20 protein-coding genes and 1 other RNA gene are annotated in these 20,285 nt (G+C 56.4%); 6 read left to right on the top strand and 15 right to left on the bottom strand.

Annotated elements, in window-relative coordinates; all coding sequences use genetic code 11:
• Nucleotides 1-25 precede the first annotated feature (25 nt).
• From AC0TNJ_RS17590 to AC0TNJ_RS17575, 4 genes are all read right to left on the bottom strand, one after another.
• Nucleotides 26-994 carry a threo-3-hydroxy-L-aspartate ammonia-lyase gene (locus tag AC0TNJ_RS17590; RefSeq protein ID WP_473771854.1) on the bottom strand — a complete coding sequence of 323 codons (969 nt, stop codon included), beginning with the start codon at nucleotides 992-994 and terminating at the stop codon, nucleotides 26-28.
• Nucleotides 995-1,012: 18 nt separating this feature from the next.
• Nucleotides 1,013-1,612: a LysE family translocator gene (locus tag AC0TNJ_RS17585; RefSeq protein ID WP_473771853.1), complete on the bottom strand. Its 600-nt coding sequence runs from the start codon at nucleotides 1,610-1,612 to the stop codon at nucleotides 1,013-1,015.
• 105 nt (nucleotides 1,613-1,717) lie between these two features.
• Entirely contained in the window at nucleotides 1,718-2,290 is a 573-nt protein-coding gene (ilvN, locus tag AC0TNJ_RS17580; RefSeq protein WP_122000458.1) for an acetolactate synthase small subunit, read from the bottom strand.
• An 18-nt stretch (nucleotides 2,291-2,308) separates the two neighbouring features.
• Nucleotides 2,309-4,132, bottom strand: a complete 1,824-nt coding sequence (locus AC0TNJ_RS17575) for an acetolactate synthase 3 large subunit (protein WP_122000457.1) — start codon at nucleotides 4,130-4,132, stop codon at nucleotides 2,309-2,311.
• A gap of 312 nt (nucleotides 4,133-4,444) precedes the next feature.
• Here AC0TNJ_RS17575 and AC0TNJ_RS17570 point away from each other — a divergent pair, with 312 nt between their 5' ends.
• Nucleotides 4,445-6,322: an ATP-binding protein gene (locus AC0TNJ_RS17570; protein ID WP_473771852.1), complete on the top strand. Its 1,878-nt coding sequence runs from the start codon at nucleotides 4,445-4,447 to the stop codon at nucleotides 6,320-6,322.
• A gap of 8 nt (nucleotides 6,323-6,330) precedes the next feature.
• On the opposite strand, the gene AC0TNJ_RS17565 is transcribed toward AC0TNJ_RS17570, so the two are convergent.
• On the bottom strand, nucleotides 6,331-7,122 hold the full coding sequence (locus AC0TNJ_RS17565) for a GGDEF domain-containing protein (protein ID WP_473771851.1): 792 nt from the start codon (nucleotides 7,120-7,122) through the stop codon (nucleotides 6,331-6,333).
• A 59-nt stretch (nucleotides 7,123-7,181) separates the two neighbouring features.
• Nucleotides 7,182-8,090 (bottom strand): tRNA (adenosine(37)-N6)-dimethylallyltransferase MiaA, encoded by a 909-nt coding sequence (gene miaA / locus AC0TNJ_RS17560; RefSeq protein ID WP_473771850.1) that lies wholly within the window; start codon nucleotides 8,088-8,090, stop codon nucleotides 7,182-7,184.
• Nucleotides 8,091-8,107: 17 nt separating this feature from the next.
• On the opposite strand from miaA, the gene serB reads away from it, so the two are divergent.
• On the top strand, nucleotides 8,108-9,007 hold the full coding sequence (gene serB / locus AC0TNJ_RS17555) for a phosphoserine phosphatase SerB (RefSeq protein ID WP_473771849.1): 900 nt from the start codon (nucleotides 8,108-8,110) through the stop codon (nucleotides 9,005-9,007).
• Complete coding sequence (locus AC0TNJ_RS17550) at nucleotides 9,004-9,546, top strand: GNAT family N-acetyltransferase (RefSeq protein ID WP_473771848.1); 543 nt, start codon at nucleotides 9,004-9,006, stop codon at nucleotides 9,544-9,546. The genes serB and AC0TNJ_RS17550 overlap by 4 nt, the downstream gene beginning before the upstream one ends.
• Here AC0TNJ_RS17550 and AC0TNJ_RS17545 read toward each other — a convergent pair.
• The 8 genes from AC0TNJ_RS17545 to AC0TNJ_RS17510 form a co-directional block, all read right to left on the bottom strand.
• Nucleotides 9,534-10,712 (bottom strand): BaiN/RdsA family NAD(P)/FAD-dependent oxidoreductase, encoded by a 1,179-nt coding sequence (locus AC0TNJ_RS17545; RefSeq protein ID WP_473771847.1) that lies wholly within the window; start codon nucleotides 10,710-10,712, stop codon nucleotides 9,534-9,536. The two genes, AC0TNJ_RS17550 and AC0TNJ_RS17545, sit on opposite strands and share 13 nt — an antisense overlap.
• Before the next feature lie 199 nt (nucleotides 10,713-10,911).
• A complete protein-coding gene (locus AC0TNJ_RS17540) occupies nucleotides 10,912-12,474 on the bottom strand; it encodes a Do family serine endopeptidase (RefSeq protein WP_473771846.1) in 1,563 nt (520 codons plus the stop codon).
• Between the two features lie 135 nt (nucleotides 12,475-12,609).
• Entirely contained in the window at nucleotides 12,610-12,795 is a 186-nt protein-coding gene (locus tag AC0TNJ_RS17535; protein ID WP_122000449.1) for a DUF2065 domain-containing protein, read from the bottom strand.
• An 18-nt stretch (nucleotides 12,796-12,813) separates the two neighbouring features.
• Nucleotides 12,814-13,716 (bottom strand): protease modulator HflC, encoded by a 903-nt coding sequence (gene hflC, locus AC0TNJ_RS17530; RefSeq protein WP_122000448.1) that lies wholly within the window; start codon nucleotides 13,714-13,716, stop codon nucleotides 12,814-12,816.
• Nucleotides 13,716-14,858 carry an FtsH protease activity modulator HflK gene (gene hflK / locus AC0TNJ_RS17525; protein WP_122000447.1) on the bottom strand — a complete coding sequence of 381 codons (1,143 nt, stop codon included), beginning with the start codon at nucleotides 14,856-14,858 and terminating at the stop codon, nucleotides 13,716-13,718. Before hflK ends, hflC begins: the two co-directional genes overlap by 1 nt.
• 126 nt (nucleotides 14,859-14,984) lie before the next feature.
• Nucleotides 14,985-15,509, bottom strand: a complete 525-nt coding sequence (locus AC0TNJ_RS17520; protein ID WP_473771845.1) for a dihydrofolate reductase — start codon at nucleotides 15,507-15,509, stop codon at nucleotides 14,985-14,987.
• Between the two features lie 9 nt (nucleotides 15,510-15,518).
• Nucleotides 15,519-16,313, bottom strand: coding sequence for a thymidylate synthase (locus tag AC0TNJ_RS17515; RefSeq protein ID WP_122000445.1), 795 nt, complete (start codon nucleotides 16,311-16,313; stop codon nucleotides 15,519-15,521).
• Between the two features lie 93 nt (nucleotides 16,314-16,406).
• Nucleotides 16,407-16,718 (bottom strand): DUF2853 family protein, encoded by a 312-nt coding sequence (locus AC0TNJ_RS17510; protein ID WP_122000444.1) that lies wholly within the window; start codon nucleotides 16,716-16,718, stop codon nucleotides 16,407-16,409.
• Nucleotides 16,719-16,903: 185 nt separating this feature from the next.
• Between AC0TNJ_RS17510 and ssrA the strand changes: the two genes are divergently transcribed.
• Nucleotides 16,904-17,271, top strand: a transfer-messenger RNA (tmRNA) gene (gene ssrA / locus AC0TNJ_RS17505).
• 16 nt (nucleotides 17,272-17,287) lie between these two features.
• On the opposite strand, the gene AC0TNJ_RS17500 is transcribed toward ssrA, so the two are convergent.
• Nucleotides 17,288-18,499, bottom strand: coding sequence for a multidrug effflux MFS transporter (locus tag AC0TNJ_RS17500; RefSeq protein WP_473771844.1), 1,212 nt, complete (start codon nucleotides 18,497-18,499; stop codon nucleotides 17,288-17,290).
• A gap of 294 nt (nucleotides 18,500-18,793) precedes the next feature.
• On the opposite strand from AC0TNJ_RS17500, the gene AC0TNJ_RS17495 reads away from it, so the two are divergent.
• Together AC0TNJ_RS17495 and AC0TNJ_RS17490 are read left to right on the top strand one after the other, a co-directional pair.
• Nucleotides 18,794-19,489, top strand: a complete 696-nt coding sequence (locus tag AC0TNJ_RS17495) for a TetR/AcrR family transcriptional regulator (RefSeq protein WP_473771843.1) — start codon at nucleotides 18,794-18,796, stop codon at nucleotides 19,487-19,489.
• Between the two features lie 141 nt (nucleotides 19,490-19,630).
• The gene (locus AC0TNJ_RS17490) at nucleotides 19,631-20,212 is read left to right on the top strand and encodes an SspB family protein (protein WP_122000441.1); all 582 of its coding nucleotides are present in this window, start codon (nucleotides 19,631-19,633) and stop codon (nucleotides 20,210-20,212) included.
• The last annotated feature ends 73 nt before the right edge of the window (nucleotides 20,213-20,285 follow it).

Raw genomic sequence — 20,285 nt, 5'->3', positions numbered from 1 at the left:
GCCTGAAAACAAGATCAAACCGTGATCAAACGCCTTTGCTCACCAAAGTTGCAAACCTGTCGAGATCGACATTGCCGCCACTGACGATCACGCCCACCCGCTTGCCTTGCAGCCCGGACGCCATCTGCCGCGCTCCCGCAAAGGCGAGACAGCCGGTTGGCTCCACGACCATTTTCATCCGGCTGGCGAAGAATTTCATGCCTTTCACGAGTTCATCATCGCTGACCGCCAGAATATCGCGAACAGTGTCGCGAATGATGGCAAAGGTCATGTCACCCAGCGCCTGCGTCTGGGCACCATCCGCGAGCGTCTTTGGCACATTGATGTGGACTATCTTGCCGGAGCGCAAAGATTGCTGACCGTCATTTCCAGCCTCCGGTTCCACGCCGTAGACATCGCAAGCAGGTGACAAGGCTTTCGCGGCGAGTGCCGAACCGGCAAGCAGACCACCGCCGCCCAGGCAGACAAACAATGCGTCGAGAGGACCGGTTTCTTCGATCAATTCCTTGGCAGCAGTCCCCTGACCGGCGATGATATCAGGATGATTGAACGGCGGAATGAGGGTCAGCCCGCCCTCCTCCGCCAGCCTGTTTGAAATCGCATCGCGATCTTCTTCATAACGGTTATAGGTTACTACCTTCGCGCCATAGCCTCGCGTCGCATCAAGCTTGGCGCGCGGCGCGTCCTCGGGCATGATGATAGTCGCGCCGATGCCAAGTAATTTTGCTGCAAGCGCTATCGCCTGGGCGTGATTGCCGGACGAAAAAGCCAACACGCCCCGCGCCTTCTGCTCGTCCGTAAACCGCGACAGTGCATTGAAAGCGCCGCGAAACTTGAACGCGCCGGTGCGCTGAAAATTCTCGCATTTGAAGAAGAACTGCGCACCGGTTTCACGGTCAATGGTTGACGATGTGAACACCGGCGTATGGTGTGCGTAGCCTTCGATCTGCTTTGCAGCCGAAACCACGTCATCGTAAGTTGGAAGCTTGTTCATCATTCGCCTCTTCATTCTTTATTTCAGCATCGGCCAAAGACTCAAGACGAGCAACAAGGCCATGATTAGATTGAACCATTTCAACCGAACGGGATCGGAAAGCCAGTTGCGCAACAATGTGCCAAATCCCGCCCAGACCGAAACGCTCGGCAAATTCACAATCGCGAAAGCAGCGCTGACCAGAAATACCGCGACATAATAGTTGTCATGATTGGCGTAGGTGGCAATTCCTGTGATCGCCATCACCCAGGCTTTTGGATTGACCCATTGAAACGCCGCTGCCTGCAAGAACGTCATGGGTTCAGCCTTGTCCCGATGTTTTGCCTCCCCAATGGAACGCGACATGGCAATTTTCCATGCGAGGTAAAGCATATAGGCGCCACCGGCGAATTTCAGTGCGGTATAGAATGACGGTACCGTTTCGATCAAAGCGCCAAGGCCGAAACCAACGGCCAGCAGCAATACAAAAAAGCCGACACCGATCCCCAGCATATGCGGAATGGTGCGGCGGAAGCCGAAATTCACGCCCGACGCCAGAAGCATCAGATTGTTTGGTCCCGGTGTAACGGATGAGACGAAGGCGAAGACGAGAAGCGCCAGAAAAATTTCGATCGACATAAGATGGCCCCGATTTATAGGGACAAATTAGCTCAATAAAAAACCGGCACAATCGAAACATTGTGCCGGTTTTCGTCGATATTGTATCGATTTTGATCGGAAGCCTTACATGCCTTCCGGGCCGCGGTTCATGGCCGCAACACCCGTGCGGCAGGTCTCAACCAGACCCAGCGGCTTCATGATCGAGATGAACTGATCGATCTTGGCGGGCTTCCCGGTAATCTCCAGGATGAAATGATCGGTCGTCGCATCAACCACCTTTGCCTTGAACGCATCGGCAAGACGAAGCGTCTCGGCCCTTGCCTCACCTTTGCCGGCGACTTTCACCAGAGCGAGTTCACGCTCGACAGGACGGTCGTGACCGAGTTCGAAAGCACGATGGCTGAGATCGACAACACGATGCACCGGCACAATGCGGGCCAGCTGGTGGCGTATCTGATCCAGCACATGCGGGGTGCCGCGCGTTACGATCGTAATGCGCGACAGGTGCTTTTCATGTTCGGTTTCCGAAACCGTCAGGCTTTCGATATTGTAGCCACGCCCGGAAAAAAGGCCGATCACGCGGGCAAGGACGCCCGGTTCGTTGTCGACAAGAACGGCGAGTGTATGCGTTTCCGGGGTCTGGGTTTCGGCTGCAATGAAATAGGCCGATCCGGAAGCTAGGTTCTGTGCATTCATGATTGTCTTTCCTCCGGATCAGACGAGCGCGCGGCCCTTGGCATCAATGGCATTGGCAACTGCTTCATCTGTTGCTTCATCAGGCAACAGCATTTCATTATGCGCCTTGCCCGACGGGATCATCGGGAAGCAGTTGGCGAGATTTGCCACCCGGCAGTCGAAGATGACCGGCTTGTCGATATCGATCATTTCCTGAATGGCGGCGTCAAGATCACCCGGCTTTTCGCAGCGGATACCATGCGCGCCATAGGCTTCGGCCAGCTTCACGAAATCCGGCATCGCCTCCGTATAGGAGTGCGACAGACGGTTGCCGTGCAGAAGCTGCTGCCACTGGCGCACCATGCCCATATATTGGTTGTTCAGGATGAAGATTTTGATCGGCGCATTATGCTGGATGGCTGCCGACATTTCCTGAATGCACATCTGGATCGAGGCATCGCCCGCAATATCGATAACCAGCGCATCAGGGTGCGCGATCTGCACGCCGAGCGCCGCCGGCAGACCATAACCCATAGTGCCGAGACCGCCCGAGGTCAGCCAGCGGTTCGGTTCCTCAAAACCATAGAACTGCGCGGCCCACATCTGATGCTGCCCAACTTCCGTGGTGATGTAGGTCTTGCGATCCTTGGTCAGTTCATAAAGCCGCTGAATGGCATATTGCGGCATGATGACGTCCTTGTTCGGCGCATAGGCGAGCGAATTGCGGGCGCGCCAGCGATCGATCTGCTCCCACCAGGCACCGATTGCCTGCTTTTCCGGCTTCCTTTCAGAAGCACGGAACTGACGAACGATGTCTTCCAGAACGTGGGCAACGTCGCCGATGATCGGCACGTCCACGCGAACATTCTTGTTGATCGAAGATGGATCGATATCGATGTGGATCTTCTTCGAATTGGGCGAAAATGCATTCAGTCGCCCGGTGATACGGTCGTCGAAACGAGCGCCGACGCACAGCATGACATCACAGTCATGCATGGTCATGTTGGCTTCGTAGGTGCCGTGCATACCAAGCATGCCGAGCCAGTTCTTACCCGATGCCGGATAAGCGCCCAGTCCCATCAGCGTGGACGTGATAGGGAAATTGCCGATCTCGACCAGCTCGCGCAGCAGACGGGAAGCTGCCGGGCCGGAATTGATCACGCCGCCGCCGGAATAGATGACGGGCTTCTTCGCATTGACGAGCAGACGAACGGCATCCGAAATTGCCTGCGCATTGCCGTCGAGAACCGGACGGTAGCTGGTGCGCGGCGCAGTTTCCGGCGGCGTATAAATGCCCTTGGCGAACTGGATATCCTTCGGAATGTCAACCACGACGGGACCGGGACGACCGGTGGATGCGACATGGAAGGCTTCGTGAAGGATGCGCGCCAGATCGTTGACGTCCTTTACGAGCCAATTGTGCTTTGTGCAGGGGCGCGTGATGCCGATCGTATCGCATTCCTGAAATGCGTCGGAGCCGATCAGGGTCGTCGGAACCTGACCCGAAATGCAAACCAGGGGAATGGAGTCCATCAGGGCGTCCTGAAGCGGCGTGACCGCGTTGGTCGCACCCGGACCGGATGTGACAAGCATCACCCCAACCTTGCCGGTCGAACGCGCATAGCCTTCCGCCGCATGCCCGGCGCCCTGCTCGTGACGCACCAGAACGTGCTGAACCTTGTCCTGCTGGAAAAGCTCGTCATAGATCGGAAGCACAGCCCCGCCGGGATAACCGAAGATGCTCTCTACGCCCTGATCGATCAGGGCCTGTATGACCATTTCCGCGCCTGTCATTTCGCGCGGATTGCTCGCTTCCTGCGTTTCTGCGGCGTTTGCGTCCGCCTCACGTTTACCTGCAGTCATTGTTCTCTTCCCGTCTGCATTTCATTTCTGATTTGGATAATAAAAAAGGCCCCCGAGGGAGCCTGTCTTTCGCGCATGGGAGCTTTCGCCGGATGGTTACACCATCCTGCCCATGCGCGCCCGTACCACAAGAATAATAATCGTGTTCATGGTGGCGGACACTAATAGCCGGATTTGGCGTCGTCAACGCATAAATACATCCCCTGCGATATTTTCTTAAGATTCACCCGCCTCAACGATAACTTTATTTCAACGGAAGGAACCTATCATCACCCGAAACCGTCTGGTGAAAATTGGGGCAGAGTGGGCGACATGAGCGAAATCGGAGACAATTCCGAACCGCGGGAACAAGGCGCATATGTTCAGCGCAACCGCACGGAAGGCTATGTCATCCAGTGCGATGGCGAAGGCGCCATTGTCTCGGCGCTGTCCGGCCCCTCCTCCGCAGCATCCGATGATTATTGGGCTGTAGGCCAGCTGATATCCATCCGGGCGGGCGAGAACCGTGTCGTGGGGCTTATCCGCAACGTGCTCGTCCCCGGCGATGTATGGATACGCGGCGGTGACAACACGCTCCATGTCCATGTGGAGTTTCTGGGCGAGGTCCGCGCACAGCCGAACGGACAAACCACGTTCAATGGCGGCATTTCACAGTTCCCTCACCCCGGCGCTGTCGCTCACCGCATCCGGGCCACCGATCTTGCTGCCATTTATGCTCAGACCGGGCATAGCAGCGTTTCCATCGGCACATTGACACAGGACGCAACTGTTCCGGCTCATATTTCGGTCGACGACCTTATTTCCCGGCATTTCGCCATCGTTGGCACGACGGGCGTCGGCAAATCGAGCGCAGTCATGCTGCTTCTGCGCCGCATCGTCGCCGAAAAGCCCAATCTGCGTGTACTCATCCTTGACCCACACAACGAGTTCGCCAGTGCATTTCCCGATCTCGCAGTAGCTGTCGATCAGACGAATATCGAGCTGCCGTTCTGGATGCTGCGGCTTGATGAATTTGCAGACGTGATCTTCCGTGGACGGGCACCGGACCCGATGGAACTCGACATATTGCGCGATCTGGTCCAGCTTGCGCGTGAAAAAATGCAAGGCGCGGAGACCGTATCCGCGAAAACCTTGCGGCGACAGCTAGCCGATCGGCAGAGCGTCAGTGCCGATACACCCGTTGCCTATCGCCTCCCCGATCTGATCGCGCTCATCGACCAGCGCATGGGACTTCTCGACAGCAAGGCGGAACGACCCTATCTGCGAAGCCTCAAGGCCCGTCTGGAATCGATTCCCGCCGATCCTCGCTTCCGTTTCATGTTCGCCGTGACTGGCGGACCTGAGACAATGCGGCACGCCATCGGCCGTATTTTTCGCATACCGCAAAACGGCAAACCCATCTGCACATTCCAGCTTGCGGGATTGCCGTCCGAGGTTGTCAACGCCGTGGCGTCGGTCTTGTGCCGACTGGCATTCGATATCGCTCTTTCAAGCGAGGGCAGCCTGCAGACGCTGGTGATCTGTGAGGAAGCCCACCGTTACATTCCGTCCGACCGCGATGCCGGCTTCTGGCCCACACGGCAGGCGATAGCGCGAATTGCGAAGGAAGGCCGAAAATACGGTTCCTACCTTGGGGTCATCAGCCAACGCCCCGGCGAACTTGACGCGACTATCCTGTCCCAGTGCAATTCCATTTTCGCAATGCGGCTTGGCAATGAACGCGATCAGGAAATTATCAGAGGTGCGATCCGCAGCGGCGCGCAAAGCATGGCTGGTTTCCTGTCATCCATCGCCAATCGCGAGGCCATAGCCTTCGGTGAAGCCTTCTCCACACCGATGCGCCTTACATTTGAGACTATCCCCTCCCATCAGCTTCCAGGACGCAGCAAAAGCGAAAGCGCTCTTTCCAGCTGGCGCAACGACGGCAAGATATCGCTTGATCGTATCGTCGAAAAGCTGCGCGCCTTTGAAAGCAGTTCCCAGCCAGAACCGGCGGACCGGCTCACGGACGAGGACAATCTGTGGGGAAGCCCTGCTTCTACCACTCATCGCGACCATGCATCAATTGATGATGAAGTACACCGGCCATCGTCGTTGAAGCCGCCAATTCCCCTCAGCCTCGACACGAAGCAAAGCATTGAAAAGATGGGCGAGCTGGTGCGCAGTTTTCGCAAGGACCGCGATCGCTAGACCCAACTTCAGGCGCACACGCGGTTGCGTCCCATGTTCTTTGCTGCATAGAGCATCTTGTCTGCGCGACGATAGAGATCCTTCGAGGTCTCGCGCCGATCCCATATCGCAAGTCCGATACTAACGGTAATATGGAGCTTTTCATCGCCAAGGTCGATCTCAAGCGTCGATATGGCCTTACGAATTCGATTGGCAAGTTTGATCATCAATTCCGCATCCATGTTCGGCGCAAGGACTGCGAATTCTTCGCCGCCAAGCCGGGCTACAACGTCGTGATACCGGGTATAATCCTTAAGACACCGCGCCGCCTCCTGCAGCACGATGTCACCAATGTCATGCCCGTAAGTATCATTCACGGTCTTGAAGTGATCGAGATCGATAATCATCAATCCGACAGGACGCTGTATGCGGTCGAACTGGACCAGATACTCCTTTAGTGCTTCATCGAAATAACGCCGGTTCTGCATGCCAGTCAGGCTGTCCGTCAACGCGGCATGTTCAAGGGTCTGAGACCGCGCGGAAAGATCCTGTGTGATGACCTGCAGCTTGCCGCGATCCAGCGCATCGCTTCTTATTTGAGGATAGATCAGCAACAGCCCGCAGGCGAGGGTCGCAACCAGCACCCAAATCGTAACGTAGTTCAACTGGTCAAGCCTTGAAACCAGATCAAAGCCATTCGCATCAAGAGACAGTGCCTGCAATTGCCCGATCTCGACACGGGCTTGATAAAGCAACAGCCCGATACCGAACATCAAAACAATCAGAATGAAAAATGCCCGCTCCGATCTGTTAAACCGCATAGTCCGCGCCCGCCTCTCCTGTTTCAGAGAGTGCCAGCGAGTTATTTCGTTGTCGTTAATTAAGCGGGAACATCGTTAGAATTTGCATATACAGACCAGCGTTCATCCAGCTGATTTCGAAACCAGGTCGATTGACGCTTTGCGTATTGCCGGGTCGCAATTACCGAACGTTCAATAGCGTCTTCCCGCGACATCGTACCTTGCAGGAATGCAGTGATTTCACGCACACCAATTGCCTTCATGGCAGGCAAAGCAGGGTCAAGATCAAGCGCCAGCAACGCCTTTACCTCGTCAATCGCACCATTGTCCCACATCAGGGCAAATCGCTTCGCGATGCGTTCGGAAAGCCACGCCCGATCGGGTGCCAATACGATTTTGCGCGCAGTGTCGTCGTCCAACAGCGCCTGCCCCTTTTCCTGCTGCCATGCGAGCAGAGACTTTCCGGTGCCTTCGAACACCTCCAGCGCCCGAACAATCCGCTGGCTATCCGAAGGCTGAAGGCTTGCAGCCATATCTGGATCGCGCTCGCTGAGAATCCGGTGAAGGGCACTCGCCCCATCCGCCTCCATCCGGCCTCGCCAATAGGCGCGAACTTCGGCTGGCACCTCCGGCATTTGCGACAGTCCGCCGAGCAGTGCCCGGAAATAAAGCCCCGTGCCGCCGACAAAGATCGGAGTCCGCCCCTTCATCCGGGGCTGCGATAGCAGGCTGGCTACATCGTCAAGCCATCGTCCGGTTGAATAGCTGATCGACGGCGCAACATGTCCATACAGATGGTGTTCGGCTGCATCCAGATCAGCCTTGCCCGGCCGGGCAGTCAGAAGATCGAGTACATCGTAAACCTGCATGGAATCGGTGTTTACGATGAAACCGTCGGTTTCCTGTGCCATGCGAACCGCAAGTGCCGACTTGCCGCTGGCCGTCGGGCCAGCTATCAGGATTGCATTCGTGACCGCATCCTCACTCATCGCCGGAATAGCTCTCCATGTCCCAACAGGTTTCTCTCGTCGCCACCTTGATTGCCAATCCGGTCAAGGCTTCGCTCGCATCAGCGCTTGGGATTAAAGCCTCAGCCGCAGTGAATGCAACCGGGCTATACTGGCTGGCCGATGACATCGCCTGCGACATTCCGCTTCCATCGGGAATCAGCAGTGAAGAAGCCGAAGCCCTGCTGCGTGATACGCTGGATGGCGCGCCAATCGATGTGGTGGTGCAGGAACAGGAGCGTCGGCGCAAGAAGATTCTCATTGCCGACATGGATTCCACAATGATCCAGCAGGAATGCATCGACGAACTGGCGGAAGAAGCCGGTCTGCGCGAGCATGTGGCAGCGATCACCGCGCGCGCCATGAATGGCGAAATTGCATTCGAACCGGCCTTGCGCGAACGGGTAGCCCTCTTGAAAGGCCTGCCGCTCTCCGTCATAGACAAGGTCATTTCGACCCGTATCACGCTGATGCCCGGCGGGCCGGAACTCGTGCGCACCATGCGCAAACACGGCGCTTACACGGCGCTTGTGTCCGGCGGCTTTACCTCTTTCACCCAGCGCATTGCCGAAATGATCGGCTTCAACGAAGAGCGCGCAAACAGGCTGGTCGATGATGGCGTGCATCTGACCGGCCTGGTTACGGAACCCATTCTCGGTCGCGAGGCCAAGGTGGAGAAGCTCGTGGAAATCGCTGATCGTCTGGGCCTTACACCGGACGATGCGATTGCGGTGGGTGACGGTGCGAACGATCTCGGCATGATCCAGCTTGCGGGAACCGGCGTTGCACTTCATGCAAAACCAGCCGTGGCAGCACAGGCCCGGATGCGGGTCGACCATGGCGACCTGACCGCCCTCCTCTATATTCAGGGCTACCGAAAAACGGACTTCGTTCAATGATCATTCTGGAAACGCCACGCCTCATCATTCGAAACTGGAAAGATCGCGACCGCAACCTGTTCTATGTCATCAATTCCGACGAAGAGGTCATGCGCTTCTTTCCATTTCGGAGGAACCGCACGCAATCGGATGAATTGTTCGACCACCTCCAGAAGATGATTTCTGAAACGGGTCTCGGCTTCTATGCGCTGGAAGAAAAAGAAAGCGGTCAGTGCATCGGCTTTGCCGGTCTTGCCCGTACCGATCTCGAACCTCATTTACCGAACGGCACCGTAGAAATCGGCTGGCGGCTGGCCACTCCCTTTTGGGGCAAGGGCTATGTAACCGAAGCGGGCAGAGCGCTGATCAACTACGCTTTCAGAACCCTCGGCTTGCCGGAAGTCGTTTCCTTCGCCGTCCATAATAACGAGCGGTCTACCGCCGTTATGCAGCGCATCGGCATGACCCGTGATCCGGCAAGCGATTTTGATCATCCTCGCGTGCCGGATGAAACTCCGCATTTAAAACGCCATGTGGTCTATCGCATTCAGGCGGCTTGACCGGCAACCCAGCCGGAAGACCAGGCCCACTGGAAGTTATAACCGCCCAGCCAGCCGGTAACATCCACCACCTCGCCAATGAAAAACAGGCCGGGAACGGATTTGGCTTCCATGGTCTTGGAGTCGAGTTCACGCGTATCGACCCCTCCGAGCGTAACTTCTGCGGTGCGATAACCCTCGGAACCGGCAGGCTTGATGCGCCAGTCGTTTATAGCTGCCTCGACACGGCGGAACATCTTGTCGGACATATCCGCCAGATGGCCTGTTGCGCCCATATCCTCGGCAATGGTCTGCGCCAGTTTTCTTGGAAGATAAATGGCCAGCGCAGTCTGCAACGCCTGCTTGCCGTTCTGCTTGCGCTGCTCGCGCAGTGCTTCGAAAATGTCCGTTTCCGGCAGCATCGTGATGCGGATTTCATCCCCTTCGCGCCAATAGGAAGAAATCTGCAGGATAGAAGGGCCACTAATGCCCCGATGCGTGAACAGCAGAGCCTCGGCAAACTTCGTTTTCCCGCAGGCGACAACCGCATCGACGGCAACACCGGCGAGCGGTTTCAGCCGTTCCAGCGTGTTGGGCTCGAAGGTCAGCGGCACCAGTGCCGGTCGCGTTTCGACAATCCGCAATCCGAACTGGTGTGCGATATCGTAACCAAAGCCTGTCGCCCCCATCTTCGGGATGGATTTTCCGCCACAGGCCACAACCAGCGAACGGCAACGAACCGGCCCGTCCGCAAGCTGGAGAGTAAAACCATGTGCGGTTCTTTCGACCGAGCTGACGCTACAGCCAAGCTTAAGTCGCGCACCGTGGCGCTTCATTTCCCCCAGCAACATTTCAATTATCTGCGATGCCGAACCATCGCAGAAGAGTTGTCCCAGCGTCTTTTCGTGATAGGCGATGCGATAGCGCTCAACCAGTGCAATGAAATCGCGCTGTGTATAGCGGCTTAGGGCCGAGATACAGAAATGCGGGTTCTGCGAGAGATAATTCTTCGGACTTGCATGAAGATTGGTGAAATTGCAGCGTCCACCACCCGATATGCGGATTTTCTCACCGGCTGCTTTTGCATGGTCAACGACCAGCACGGAACGCCCGCGTTTTGCAGCTTCGATGGCACACATCATGCCTGCTGCACCAGCGCCTATGACCACGATATCGACTATTTCCAATTCACCCTACTCCGAATGGCGCCGGTCCATAGCACACCGGAGACTGATGAAACAGAAGGCTTTGCCATTTCGAACAGCGAATGAAGATTACCGGAATCTCTTTGTGCGGTTCCGGTGCCAAGTGATTCAAGCCGCAAAACAAAACGGCATTGCAGCTCTCCCTGCAATGCCGTTTCCGCGATGCGCGTAAAACTCGGGATCAATTGATGCGAACGGTTACAAAACGCAGTTCGCCCGAACGGGAGGCCAGCATCAGAAGGGCATTCTTGCGCCCTTCGCGGCGCAGTGCATCAATGCGCTTTTTCACATCGTCCGGCGTCTTCACCGTAACCTGACCGATATCGACAATGACATCACCGGTTTCGATACGCTTTTCACCCGCAGCGGAACCCGGAGAAACATAAAGAACCGCAACTCCCTCCACATCTTCGGCAATACCGAACTCACCGCGAACATCGTCATTCAGTTCGCTGAGTTTCATTCCGAGCACACTTGGGCCAGCCTCGCTCTTCTGTTCCTTTTTCGGGGTATCCGGCGTTTCCACGCCTTCATCACCGCCCTCACCTTCAGGAAGCGGAGCCTGATCTTCCGTTGCAGCTTCGGTGCTCTTGTCGTCCTCGACCAGACGCCCGAGCTTGACCTTCACCGTCTTTTCCTCGCCTTGGCGAACCACGACGATCTCGACTTCCTTGCCGACCGGGGTTTCTGCAACCAGTCGCGGCAGATCGCGGGCGGTATTGACTGGCTTGCCTTCATACCGGATTACGACATCGCCCGCTTCAATGGCCTTGTTGTCGACGCCGGAGTTTTCGATCAATCCGGCGATCAGCGCGCCTTTTGCTTCCTTCAGCCCCAGGCTCTGGGCAATATCCTCGGTAACCGGCTGAATGCGCACACCGAGCCAGCCGCGGCGAACCTCGCCGAACTCCTTCAGCTGATCGATAACGCCGACCGCCATTTCCGCCGGAATGGCAAAGCCAATACCGATGGAACCTCCCGATGGCGAGATAATCGCCGTGTTGATGCCGATCACCTTGCCGTCCATATCGAACAGCGGACCACCGGAATTGCCCCGGTTGATTGCCGCGTCGGTCTGGATGAAATCATCGTAGGGACCCGAATTAATGTCGCGCTTGCGGGCGGAGATAATACCAGCCGTCACCGTTCCGCCGAGACCAAAGGGATTGCCAATCGCGAGCACCCAGTCGCCAATCCGCGCCTTTTCCGAATTGCCGAATTGAACAGCCTTCAACTTGTGCTTGGTTGGGTCAACCTTGAGGATCGCCAGATCAGTCTTGATATCTTTTCCAACCAGTTCCGCTTTCAGCTTGGAACCGTCGTTGAAATTGACTTCAATTTCGTCCGCATCTGCAATGACGTGATTATTGGTGACGACGAAGCCCTTTTCGGCATCGATGACGAAACCGGAACCCAACGACTGCACTTTGCGCGATTCGTCGCCCTGCGCGCCGCCCTTGTCACCAAAGAAATCCTTGAAATATTCCTGGAACGGGGAACCTTCAGGCACCTGCGGCATCGGAACCGCGCCGTCGCCTTCACCATCTTCCTTGACGGTCTGGGAAGTTGAAATGTTCACGACCGCATCAAGCAGCCCTTCGGCCAGATCGGCGACGGAAGCAGGCCCTTGAGCCGCGATTGCCGGAGGCATCCCCATCGAAAGAGTGCCACCGACTGTCATCGCCCCCAATGCCACGGTTGCGAAAAGGGTGCGAGCAAATCCCGCCTTTGGTGCAATTGCCATGAAGCCCTGCTCCGTTCCTGTCTGCTTGCAGTCGATTAATTAGCGATAGATGTACTAAAGCTTGATCGCTGCAAAATACGGCCTGTTTACGGCCTCGCATAGACTGCGGACAATAAATAAGGGAGGGAAAGCGGCTTATCCCCTGACAAGCCAGACAATGCCGACGCCGATTGCAAGCGCTGCAATCCCGGCAGTGCGCAACATGTTTTCCGGCGTCTCGCTTGCCTCACGGGCAAGCTTCTTCGCCAGAGAAGGAAAGCCGCCGTAGAGCAGCCCTTCGAGAACGAAGAGAAGACCTACGGCGGCTAAAAAATCGCTCATGAGCGTTTGCCCCGGTTGTTACTGGGCAGGCGTTGCCAGCCTGCCGCCAGCGTCCCGGAAGAACTTGAAGAACTCCGAGTCCGGTGAGAGAACCAGCGTTGTATCCGGCGTCTCAAGCGCCTCACGATAGGCAGACATCGAACGGTAGAAGGCGAAGAAGCCAGGGTCCTTGCCTGCGGAGCGTGCGAAGATTTCGCTGCGCTGGGCATCGCCTTCACCGCGCAGGATTTCCGATTCCTTTCGCGCTTCGGCGATCGTTTCGACGACCTGACGGTCGGCCACGGCGCGGATGCGCTGGGCGGCCTCACGGCCACGGGCGCGCAGGCGCTCCGCCTCGGCCAGACGTTCCGCCTTCATGCGATCATAGGTCTGCTGCGAGACTTCCGCCGTCAGATCGGTACGACGGATACGCACATCGGCAATGGTCAGGCCAAGCGACGTCGCATCAGGACGCAGCTGGTCGCGCACTTCGCGCATCATGTCGCCACGCTCTTCCGAAAGTGCTGCTTCAAAGCCGCGCTGGCCGTAAACGCCGCGCAATGCAGCATCGAGACGCGTGCGCAGACGCTGCTCGGCAAGGAGCGTGCTGCCCGAAACGGTCTCACGGAACTTGCGGGCATCGGTGATGCGGTAGACGAGGAACGCATCGACGTCATAGAACTTGCCGCCCGAAACCTGGACGCGAATATCGTCCAGATCGAAGCGCAGCAGACGATCATCGATCAGCTGCACAGTATCAGCGTCCAGGAAGCCGAAAGGCAGCTTGAAGTAGATACCCGGTTCTGTCTTCACATCAACGATCTGACCGAAACGAAGCACGATAGCCTGCTGGCGCTCGGATACGATGAACGTGGCGGAATAGAGCAGGAAAGCGATGACGGCGATGATACCGCCAATGATTGGGAGCCTGTTCTGGGCCATTACTGGTTACCTCCGCTCGGGGTCGTCGTAGTCGCATTCACACCGGGGCGTGGCTGGCGCATGAGCTCATTCAGCGGCAGATAAGGCACGACATCCTTTCCGGGTTCGACAATAACTTTCTTGGTACTCTTCAGCACCTGTTCCATGGTTTCGAGGAACAGACGATTGCGCGTGACTTCAGGCGCCTTCTGGTATTCACCCAGAACCGAGCTGAAACGCTGCGCCTCACCTTCGGCGTCCTGAACGACGCGGTTCTTGTAGGCGGCAGCTTCTTCGCGAAGCTGCGCTGCTTCACCGCGAGCCTGACCGAGCTTCTGGTTCGAATACTGGTTCGACTCTTCGACGAAACGATCTTCGTCCTGTTCGGCGCGCTGCACTTCATCGAAAGCATCGGCCACTTCACGCGGCGGCGCAGCATCTTCGATCGATACGGCATTGATCTGGATACCCGCCTTGTAGGCGTCGAGCGTCTGCTGAACAATGTCGCGAACGCTTGACGCGATAGCCGAGCGGTTGTCGCGGAAAACATCCTGAGCCGGACGGCGACCGACGATTTCGCGGATCGCGCTTTCAGAAACCTGCTGCACCATCGCATCGGGATTATCGACGTTGAACAGATATGCCTGCGGATCCGAGACGCGGTAAAGAACCGAGAACTGAACATTGACGATGTTCTGGTCACCCGTCAGCATCAGGCCCTGCGTTGCGCCCCGGTTCCCTTGTCCGCCAATGTTGATCTGCTTCTCGACGATCTGCGCCTTTTCATAGGTTTCGATCGGCCACCAATGGAAATGCAGGCCCGGTTCGGACACTTCTTCCTTCGGCTTGCCAAAGCGCAACTCGACGGCGAGTTCGTCCGGCTGCACGGTATAGATCGACTGGAAAAGCCAGAAGCCGACAACGGCCGCACCGATCAGGAACAGAACACCCCGATTGCTGCCGCCTTTGCCACCGCCGCCGGGAAAGACCTGCTTCAGACGGTCTTGGCCCTTGCGCAGAATATCCTCGAGATCAGGTGGAGTGTTCTGGCCGCCGCCACGAGGACCTTTCGGTCCTTGTCCCCATGGGCCACCATTGTTGTTGTTATTATCGCCGCCGCCGCCCCACGGGCCGCCGCCACCATTCTGGTTACTCCAGGGCATTCTCACCTCTCGTCCAGGCGACGGGAAAGCGAGCTGCCCACTCCCGTCATCAACTAATGTTTCCGTTTTATAGGCATCGGGAGGTCCGCTTTCAACGCGAAGACGACAAAATTCGTGAACTATGCTTTATACAGCACGTTTTTCGTACACGAAATAGCGCGTTGGGTGGCTGTCCTTGTGTCCAGCGGGCACGTCCTCCTGTGAAACGACCTGCCAGACTTGCGGATCGATTTCCGGAAAATGTGTATCTCCATCAATATTGGCGAGAACACGCGTCAGATGAATTCTGTCCGCGAGCGGAAAAGCCTGCGCATAAATGTTTCCGCCACCTATGATGCAAACTTCCCCGGCCCCCATGTCAGCAGCCTGTCTTTGTCCAAGCACTATCGCCTCATCAAGAGAACCGACAGTGCTCGCACCTTCAACCTGAAATTCGTTGTTCCTCGACACCACGATATTGGGCCGTCCCGGCAAGGGCCGGCCAATAGATTCCCATGTTCGCCGCCCCATGATGACAGGCTTGCCGAGCGTCAGCGCCTTGAAGCGCTTGAGATCGGTCGACAGCCGCCACGGCATATCATTATCACGTCCAATGACGCCATTTTCAGCGGCAGCAACAATGATCGATACAATCGGCTTGTGTGCGGACATGATGGACCCTCAAACCGCAATCGGAGCTTTGATCGTCGGATCAGCCTCGTAGCCCTCAAGCCGGAAATCCTCGAACCGGAAGGCAAAAAGATCCTTCACCTCGGGATTGATCCACATTGTCGGCAGTTTCTTTGGCGTGCGAGTGAGCTGCAGGCGCGCCTGATCGAAATGATTGGCGTAAATATGCGCGTCACCCAGCGTGTGCACGAACTCGCCCGGTTTCAGACCTGCAACCTGCGCGATCATCATCGTCAGCAACGCATAGGACGCGATGTTAAACGGCACGCCCAGGAAAATATCAGCCGAGCGCTGATAGAGCTGGCAGGAGAGTTTTCCGTCAGCGACATAGAACTGGAAAAGACAGTGGCATGGCGGCAATGCCATTTCATCGACCAGCGCCGGGTTCCACGCCGATACGATCAGGCGCCGCGAATTGGGATTTCCATGCAGCATCTTCAGAAGGTTCGCGATCTGATCGATGTGACGACCGTCCGGCGCAGGCCAGGAGCGCCATTGATAACCATAAACCGGCCCGAGATCGCCGTTCTCGTCTGCCCATTCATCCCAGATCGAGACGCCATTTTCCTTCAGATAGGCGATGTTCGTGTCGCCTTTCAGAAACCAGAGCAGCTCATGGATGATCGACCGGAGATGAAGCTTCTTGGTGGTGAGAACCGGAAAACCCTCTTCCAGATTGAAGCGCATCTGATATCCGAAAACCGACCGCGTGCCCGTCCCTGTGCGGTCGCCACGGTCGACACCGTTATCGAGCACATGTTTTAAAAGATCGAGATAGGTGCGCATGGGGATATCCAGAATCCGATTCGGTTGAGCCCACTATAAAGAAAAACCCCGGCGTCGGGCACCGGGGCTTTGAATTCACCAGATCGCTGTGGATCAAAGGCTGCCGAGTTTTCCGAGCTGCTTGGCAACCAGGTAATAGAAGGTGACGCGATTCTTGTTGCGGTCGCCCTTCATGACTTCAGCCACATGGGCCACGACCTCGTCGCCCTTGGCTTCATCGTCAACGCCAAGTTTCTTGGCGACCCAATTGGTGCGGACGCGCTTCATTTCTTCCGGGTCGGTTGCCGAAACGAGCGAGGAATCGCGATTGCGCAGCGCAATACCAAGGTGCTTGACGATCTTGTCGACAACAGCCTCATCGGCAGCGGCATCATAACGACGGACATCCGCGAGATATTCACTCATATATCCACTCTCCTTCGATTGGGGTCAGTCCCCGTTTCAGCTCACGGAAATCGGCTCAGTCGAAATCTCGCTTACCGCCCCCGATATCTTGTGAGGATTGACCAGCAAATGCGGGCTGTCAATGAAAAATGAACAGGGGATGAGAAGCGCGAGAATATCAGCAATACCCGTTAAATACCGCGCCCCCTCTTCCAATCCCGATCAACCGCGCCTATATACGGCATGTCGGCGCAAGCCGACTATGGTGATAAACGGACGGTGTAATAAACCTATTGGACCCGGGGGCGGTACCCGGCGCCTCCACCAGAATACAGATCAGCCTATCGGTTTGTATTGTGGCGGGGGCGAAACAGGATCGACAAGGGTGTAAAGATCGCTCTTTTACTCGGCATGATACCACCGTTATCGGGTCAATTGAGTAGTTGCAAATGACAACAAAGCTCAGGGTTATGCTCTCGCTGCCTAATGGCGGTGCGGGAAACCCACTCTAAAGTCCTTAGGGTTAGCCCCTTAAGGCGGGGTTCGGAGGCACCTGGCAACAGAAGCCTCCACTTTCCCTTTCATACCATTTATGCAGCTGCAGCTTCCGTATCGAGGTCGTTCGCCTTGCGCGATAAAACGATCTGCGTCAGCACGAAGGCCGTCAGCGCACAACCGGCAATTCCTCCGACCATCGGCAGAGCCGTTCCATCGAAGAACGAACCGGTTACGCCAATCGCCGTGCCGCCAATCACGAAATGCAGTGTTCCCATCAGCGCGGATGCAGTCCCTGCAATTTTACCGTGATCCTCAAGTGCCAGAACCGCTGTTGTCGGGATGACAAGCCCGAGGAAGCCATATCCCACGAACAGGAAACCGGCGATTAGCCAAAGCGACTGGTGCCCCATGAGGGCGGCGGCGAACATGGCGAGCATCGCTGCTGCAAATCCGGAAACCGCAAATCGCATGACCCGGCGAAGGCCGAAGCGCGATCCCAGCCAGCCGTTCAATTGCGAAACGCCGAAGAAAGATACGGCATTGGCCGAGAAAGCGATGGCGTACTGCGTCGGCGTCAGGCCGTAATGGTCGATAAGCACGAAGGACGAATTGGCGAGATAGACGAAGAAGGACGCAATCCCGAAACCGCCGACAAAAACCAGGCCGAGAAAGTACCGATCTTTCAGCAGGCGGCCATAGCCGCGCAATGCGCTGCCCAGATTGCTTTCAAGGCGTGCTTCTGCGGTTCTTGTCTCCTTCTGTGCGGTCGCCACCAGAACGATACCGATAGCCGCCGCAACCAGAACAGCCCAGAAGACACCCCGCCAGCCGAAGAAGCTGATGATGACCGAGCCGGTCAATGGTGCCAGAATCGGCGAAATGGAGAAGACCAGCATCAGAAGCGACATGAGACGCGCCGCCTCGATGCCGGTGTGAAGGTCACGCACCACCGCACGCGGAATGACCATGCCCGCAGCAGCACCCAACCCCTGCACAAAACGGAAAAGCACGAGCACATCTATATCGGTCGCGACAGCGGAACCGATGCTGCCGATACCGAACAGCACCAAGCCGCCATAGAGCGGGAGCTTACGTCCGACCATGTCGGACAGCGGCCCACAGAACAACTGCGCTATGGCGAGCGCAATGAAAAAGGCCAGAAGGCTCATCTGAACCGCCCCTGTTTCCGCATGCAGGTCGGCGGCAATGGTGGGCAAAGCGGGCAGATACATATCGATCGCAAATGGGCCAATGGCGGAAAGAAGGCCAAGAACAATGGCATTGCGCACAAGACTGGAAGCCATGGGGGACGCGCTTTCATCAATGTTTCGTGAGTTTCCCGCACCGATTTCGGATCTCCGGTTTTGCTTGGGAGGATGGCGCCATCGGGCTCGCAAAACCGATACAGGACAGATAAGTACTTGTATTCGCTTCGAGGTTTCGCTTTCTCTGTATGAAGCAAGCCCATTTTGGGTTGTGGGCCACATTCGAAAACTCAGTAGCGAAAGGCATTCTATACGGAAGGTCAAAACAGTTTTGACACTGCTGTCAAATTAGACACCATTGTCCAAAACGTCAAGCTATCTTATGTTGGAGTTATGAAACCTACTGACATAATCGACACGGCCGTCCTGCCCGAGAAGCGCGCCGTATCCGAAAAGGGCCTGAATTCCACGGCAATCAAGCCTGGACAGTGCATGAAGCGCGACTGCATTTTGTGTTCGGCAGCGCGCGTTTTCAATCGCGACGGGTTTCAAGGCGCGAGCATAGACCTCATTGCCACCGAAGCGGGGGTGTCGCGCCAGACCATCTATAATCATTACCGCGACAAGGAAGCACTGCTTGCCGCCGTCATCGAGGACGCGCTGGCGCGCATGAATGCGAGCCTGTTCGCGGTTCTCGCCACATTTCCCCAGACCGGCGACAATCTGGAGCATGATCTGGTGGCATTCTCCATCCGTATGAGCCGGAACTGCATCTACGATTCGTCCGGCGCATTTCTGCGCAAGTTAATGCAGGCAAATGAGACCAACCTGCCGATTGCCACCAGTATTTGCAATACGAAAGGCCCGGCACAGGCTATCCCCGCGATAGCGGCGCGTCTGGCCCGCCTTGCAATGGATGGCCATCTTCACGTTGACGACCCCGACTTGGCAGCGCGCCATTTCCTGGCTCTGATCAATGCCGACACGCACTGTCACATGCTGACCGGCCAGAGCATCGATGATGCAATCATCGAGAAAAGTGCGGTCAACGGCGTGCGCACATTCCTGATGGCTTTTGGGCGGCGATAGTTTTTCGCAGCCTTTTCGTGTTCAAAAATTGCACATCTTTCTGCCAAGGGCATCACCCTGTCGCATTTTCGGGTCATATATCATCGCATCCCGCGAGAACGAACTTGACATCGACCTCCGAATCCGTGGGATAAGCAAACCATGGTACAGGACCTAATCCGTTACGATATTCTCGCTCAGGAAGCCCTACGCGGCGTCATTCGCAAGGTTCTTGCGGAGGTGGCCAAGGCTGGACTGCCGGGCAATCACCATTTCTTCATCACGTTCCTCACCGGAGCGCCCGGCGTGCGCATTTCCACGCGCCTGAAGGAGAAATATCCAGAGCAGATGACAATCGTATTGCAGCATCAGTTCTGGGACATGCATGTGACGGATCAATTGTTCGAAGTTGGCCTGTCCTTCGGCGATATTCCGGAAAAGTTGACCGTTCCGTTTTCGGCGGTCCGCGGCTTTTATGATCCGTCCGTCAATTTCGAACTCGAATTTGATGTCGCGGTCGCGCAGCCCGAAAGCGACAACGACGAAGGCGGCAACATTGCCCCTATCGACATCGTTCCGACGGAAGTACCTGTAGAGAAGGCAGAGAAGCCCAAATCGAAGTCGCGCAAGACCGCAGCAGAAAAAGAAGCCTCCGCATCCAAAGACAGCAATGCAGATGAGGCCGACAAGGAAGCCAAGCCTTCTGCCGACGTGGTTTCGCTGGATGCGTTTCGGAAGAAGTAACCGGGCTTCGCGCATATCCCTCTGAAAAAGCTGACGACGGTCCGGCTGCTATCCTGTTGACTGCAATCAATGG

The sequence above is a fragment of the Ochrobactrum sp. PL_is483 genome, assembly GCF_055816855.1.
The sequence above is the reverse complement of the archived record's forward strand: the minus strand, read 5'-3'. Positions and strand labels throughout refer to the sequence as shown.

Excerpts from the sequence above, each read along its gene's own strand:
- AC0TNJ_RS17590 (WP_473771854.1), bottom strand. The coding sequence starts at position 994 with ATGAACAAGCTTCCAACTTACGATGACGTGGTTTCGGCTGCAAAGCAG.
- AC0TNJ_RS17585 (WP_473771853.1), bottom strand. The coding sequence starts at position 1,612 with ATGTCGATCGAAATTTTTCTGGCGCTTCTCGTCTTCGCCTTCGTCTCA.
- ilvN (WP_122000458.1), bottom strand. The coding sequence starts at position 2,290 with ATGAATGCACAGAACCTAGCTTCCGGATCGGCCTATTTCATTGCAGCC.
- AC0TNJ_RS17575 (WP_122000457.1), bottom strand. The coding sequence starts at position 4,132 with ATGACTGCAGGTAAACGTGAGGCGGACGCAAACGCCGCAGAAACGCAG.
- AC0TNJ_RS17570 (WP_473771852.1), top strand. The coding sequence starts at position 4,445 with ATGAGCGAAATCGGAGACAATTCCGAACCGCGGGAACAAGGCGCATAT.
- AC0TNJ_RS17565 (WP_473771851.1), bottom strand. The coding sequence starts at position 7,122 with ATGCGGTTTAACAGATCGGAGCGGGCATTTTTCATTCTGATTGTTTTG.
- miaA (WP_473771850.1), bottom strand. The coding sequence starts at position 8,090 with ATGAGTGAGGATGCGGTCACGAATGCAATCCTGATAGCTGGCCCGACG.
- serB (WP_473771849.1), top strand. The coding sequence starts at position 8,108 with ATGTCCCAACAGGTTTCTCTCGTCGCCACCTTGATTGCCAATCCGGTC.
- AC0TNJ_RS17550 (WP_473771848.1), top strand. The coding sequence starts at position 9,004 with ATGATCATTCTGGAAACGCCACGCCTCATCATTCGAAACTGGAAAGAT.
- AC0TNJ_RS17540 (WP_473771846.1), bottom strand. The coding sequence starts at position 12,474 with ATGGCAATTGCACCAAAGGCGGGATTTGCTCGCACCCTTTTCGCAACC.
- AC0TNJ_RS17535 (WP_122000449.1), bottom strand. The coding sequence starts at position 12,795 with ATGAGCGATTTTTTAGCCGCCGTAGGTCTTCTCTTCGTTCTCGAAGGG.
- hflC (WP_122000448.1), bottom strand. The coding sequence starts at position 13,716 with ATGGCCCAGAACAGGCTCCCAATCATTGGCGGTATCATCGCCGTCATC.
- hflK (WP_122000447.1), bottom strand. The coding sequence starts at position 14,858 with ATGCCCTGGAGTAACCAGAATGGTGGCGGCGGCCCGTGGGGCGGCGGC.
- AC0TNJ_RS17520 (WP_473771845.1), bottom strand. The coding sequence starts at position 15,509 with ATGTCCGCACACAAGCCGATTGTATCGATCATTGTTGCTGCCGCTGAA.
- AC0TNJ_RS17515 (WP_122000445.1), bottom strand. The coding sequence starts at position 16,313 with ATGCGCACCTATCTCGATCTTTTAAAACATGTGCTCGATAACGGTGTC.
- AC0TNJ_RS17510 (WP_122000444.1), bottom strand. The coding sequence starts at position 16,718 with ATGAGTGAATATCTCGCGGATGTCCGTCGTTATGATGCCGCTGCCGAT.
- AC0TNJ_RS17500 (WP_473771844.1), bottom strand. The coding sequence starts at position 18,499 with ATGGCTTCCAGTCTTGTGCGCAATGCCATTGTTCTTGGCCTTCTTTCC.
- AC0TNJ_RS17495 (WP_473771843.1), top strand. The coding sequence starts at position 18,794 with ATGAAACCTACTGACATAATCGACACGGCCGTCCTGCCCGAGAAGCGC.
- AC0TNJ_RS17490 (WP_122000441.1), top strand. The coding sequence starts at position 19,631 with ATGGTACAGGACCTAATCCGTTACGATATTCTCGCTCAGGAAGCCCTA.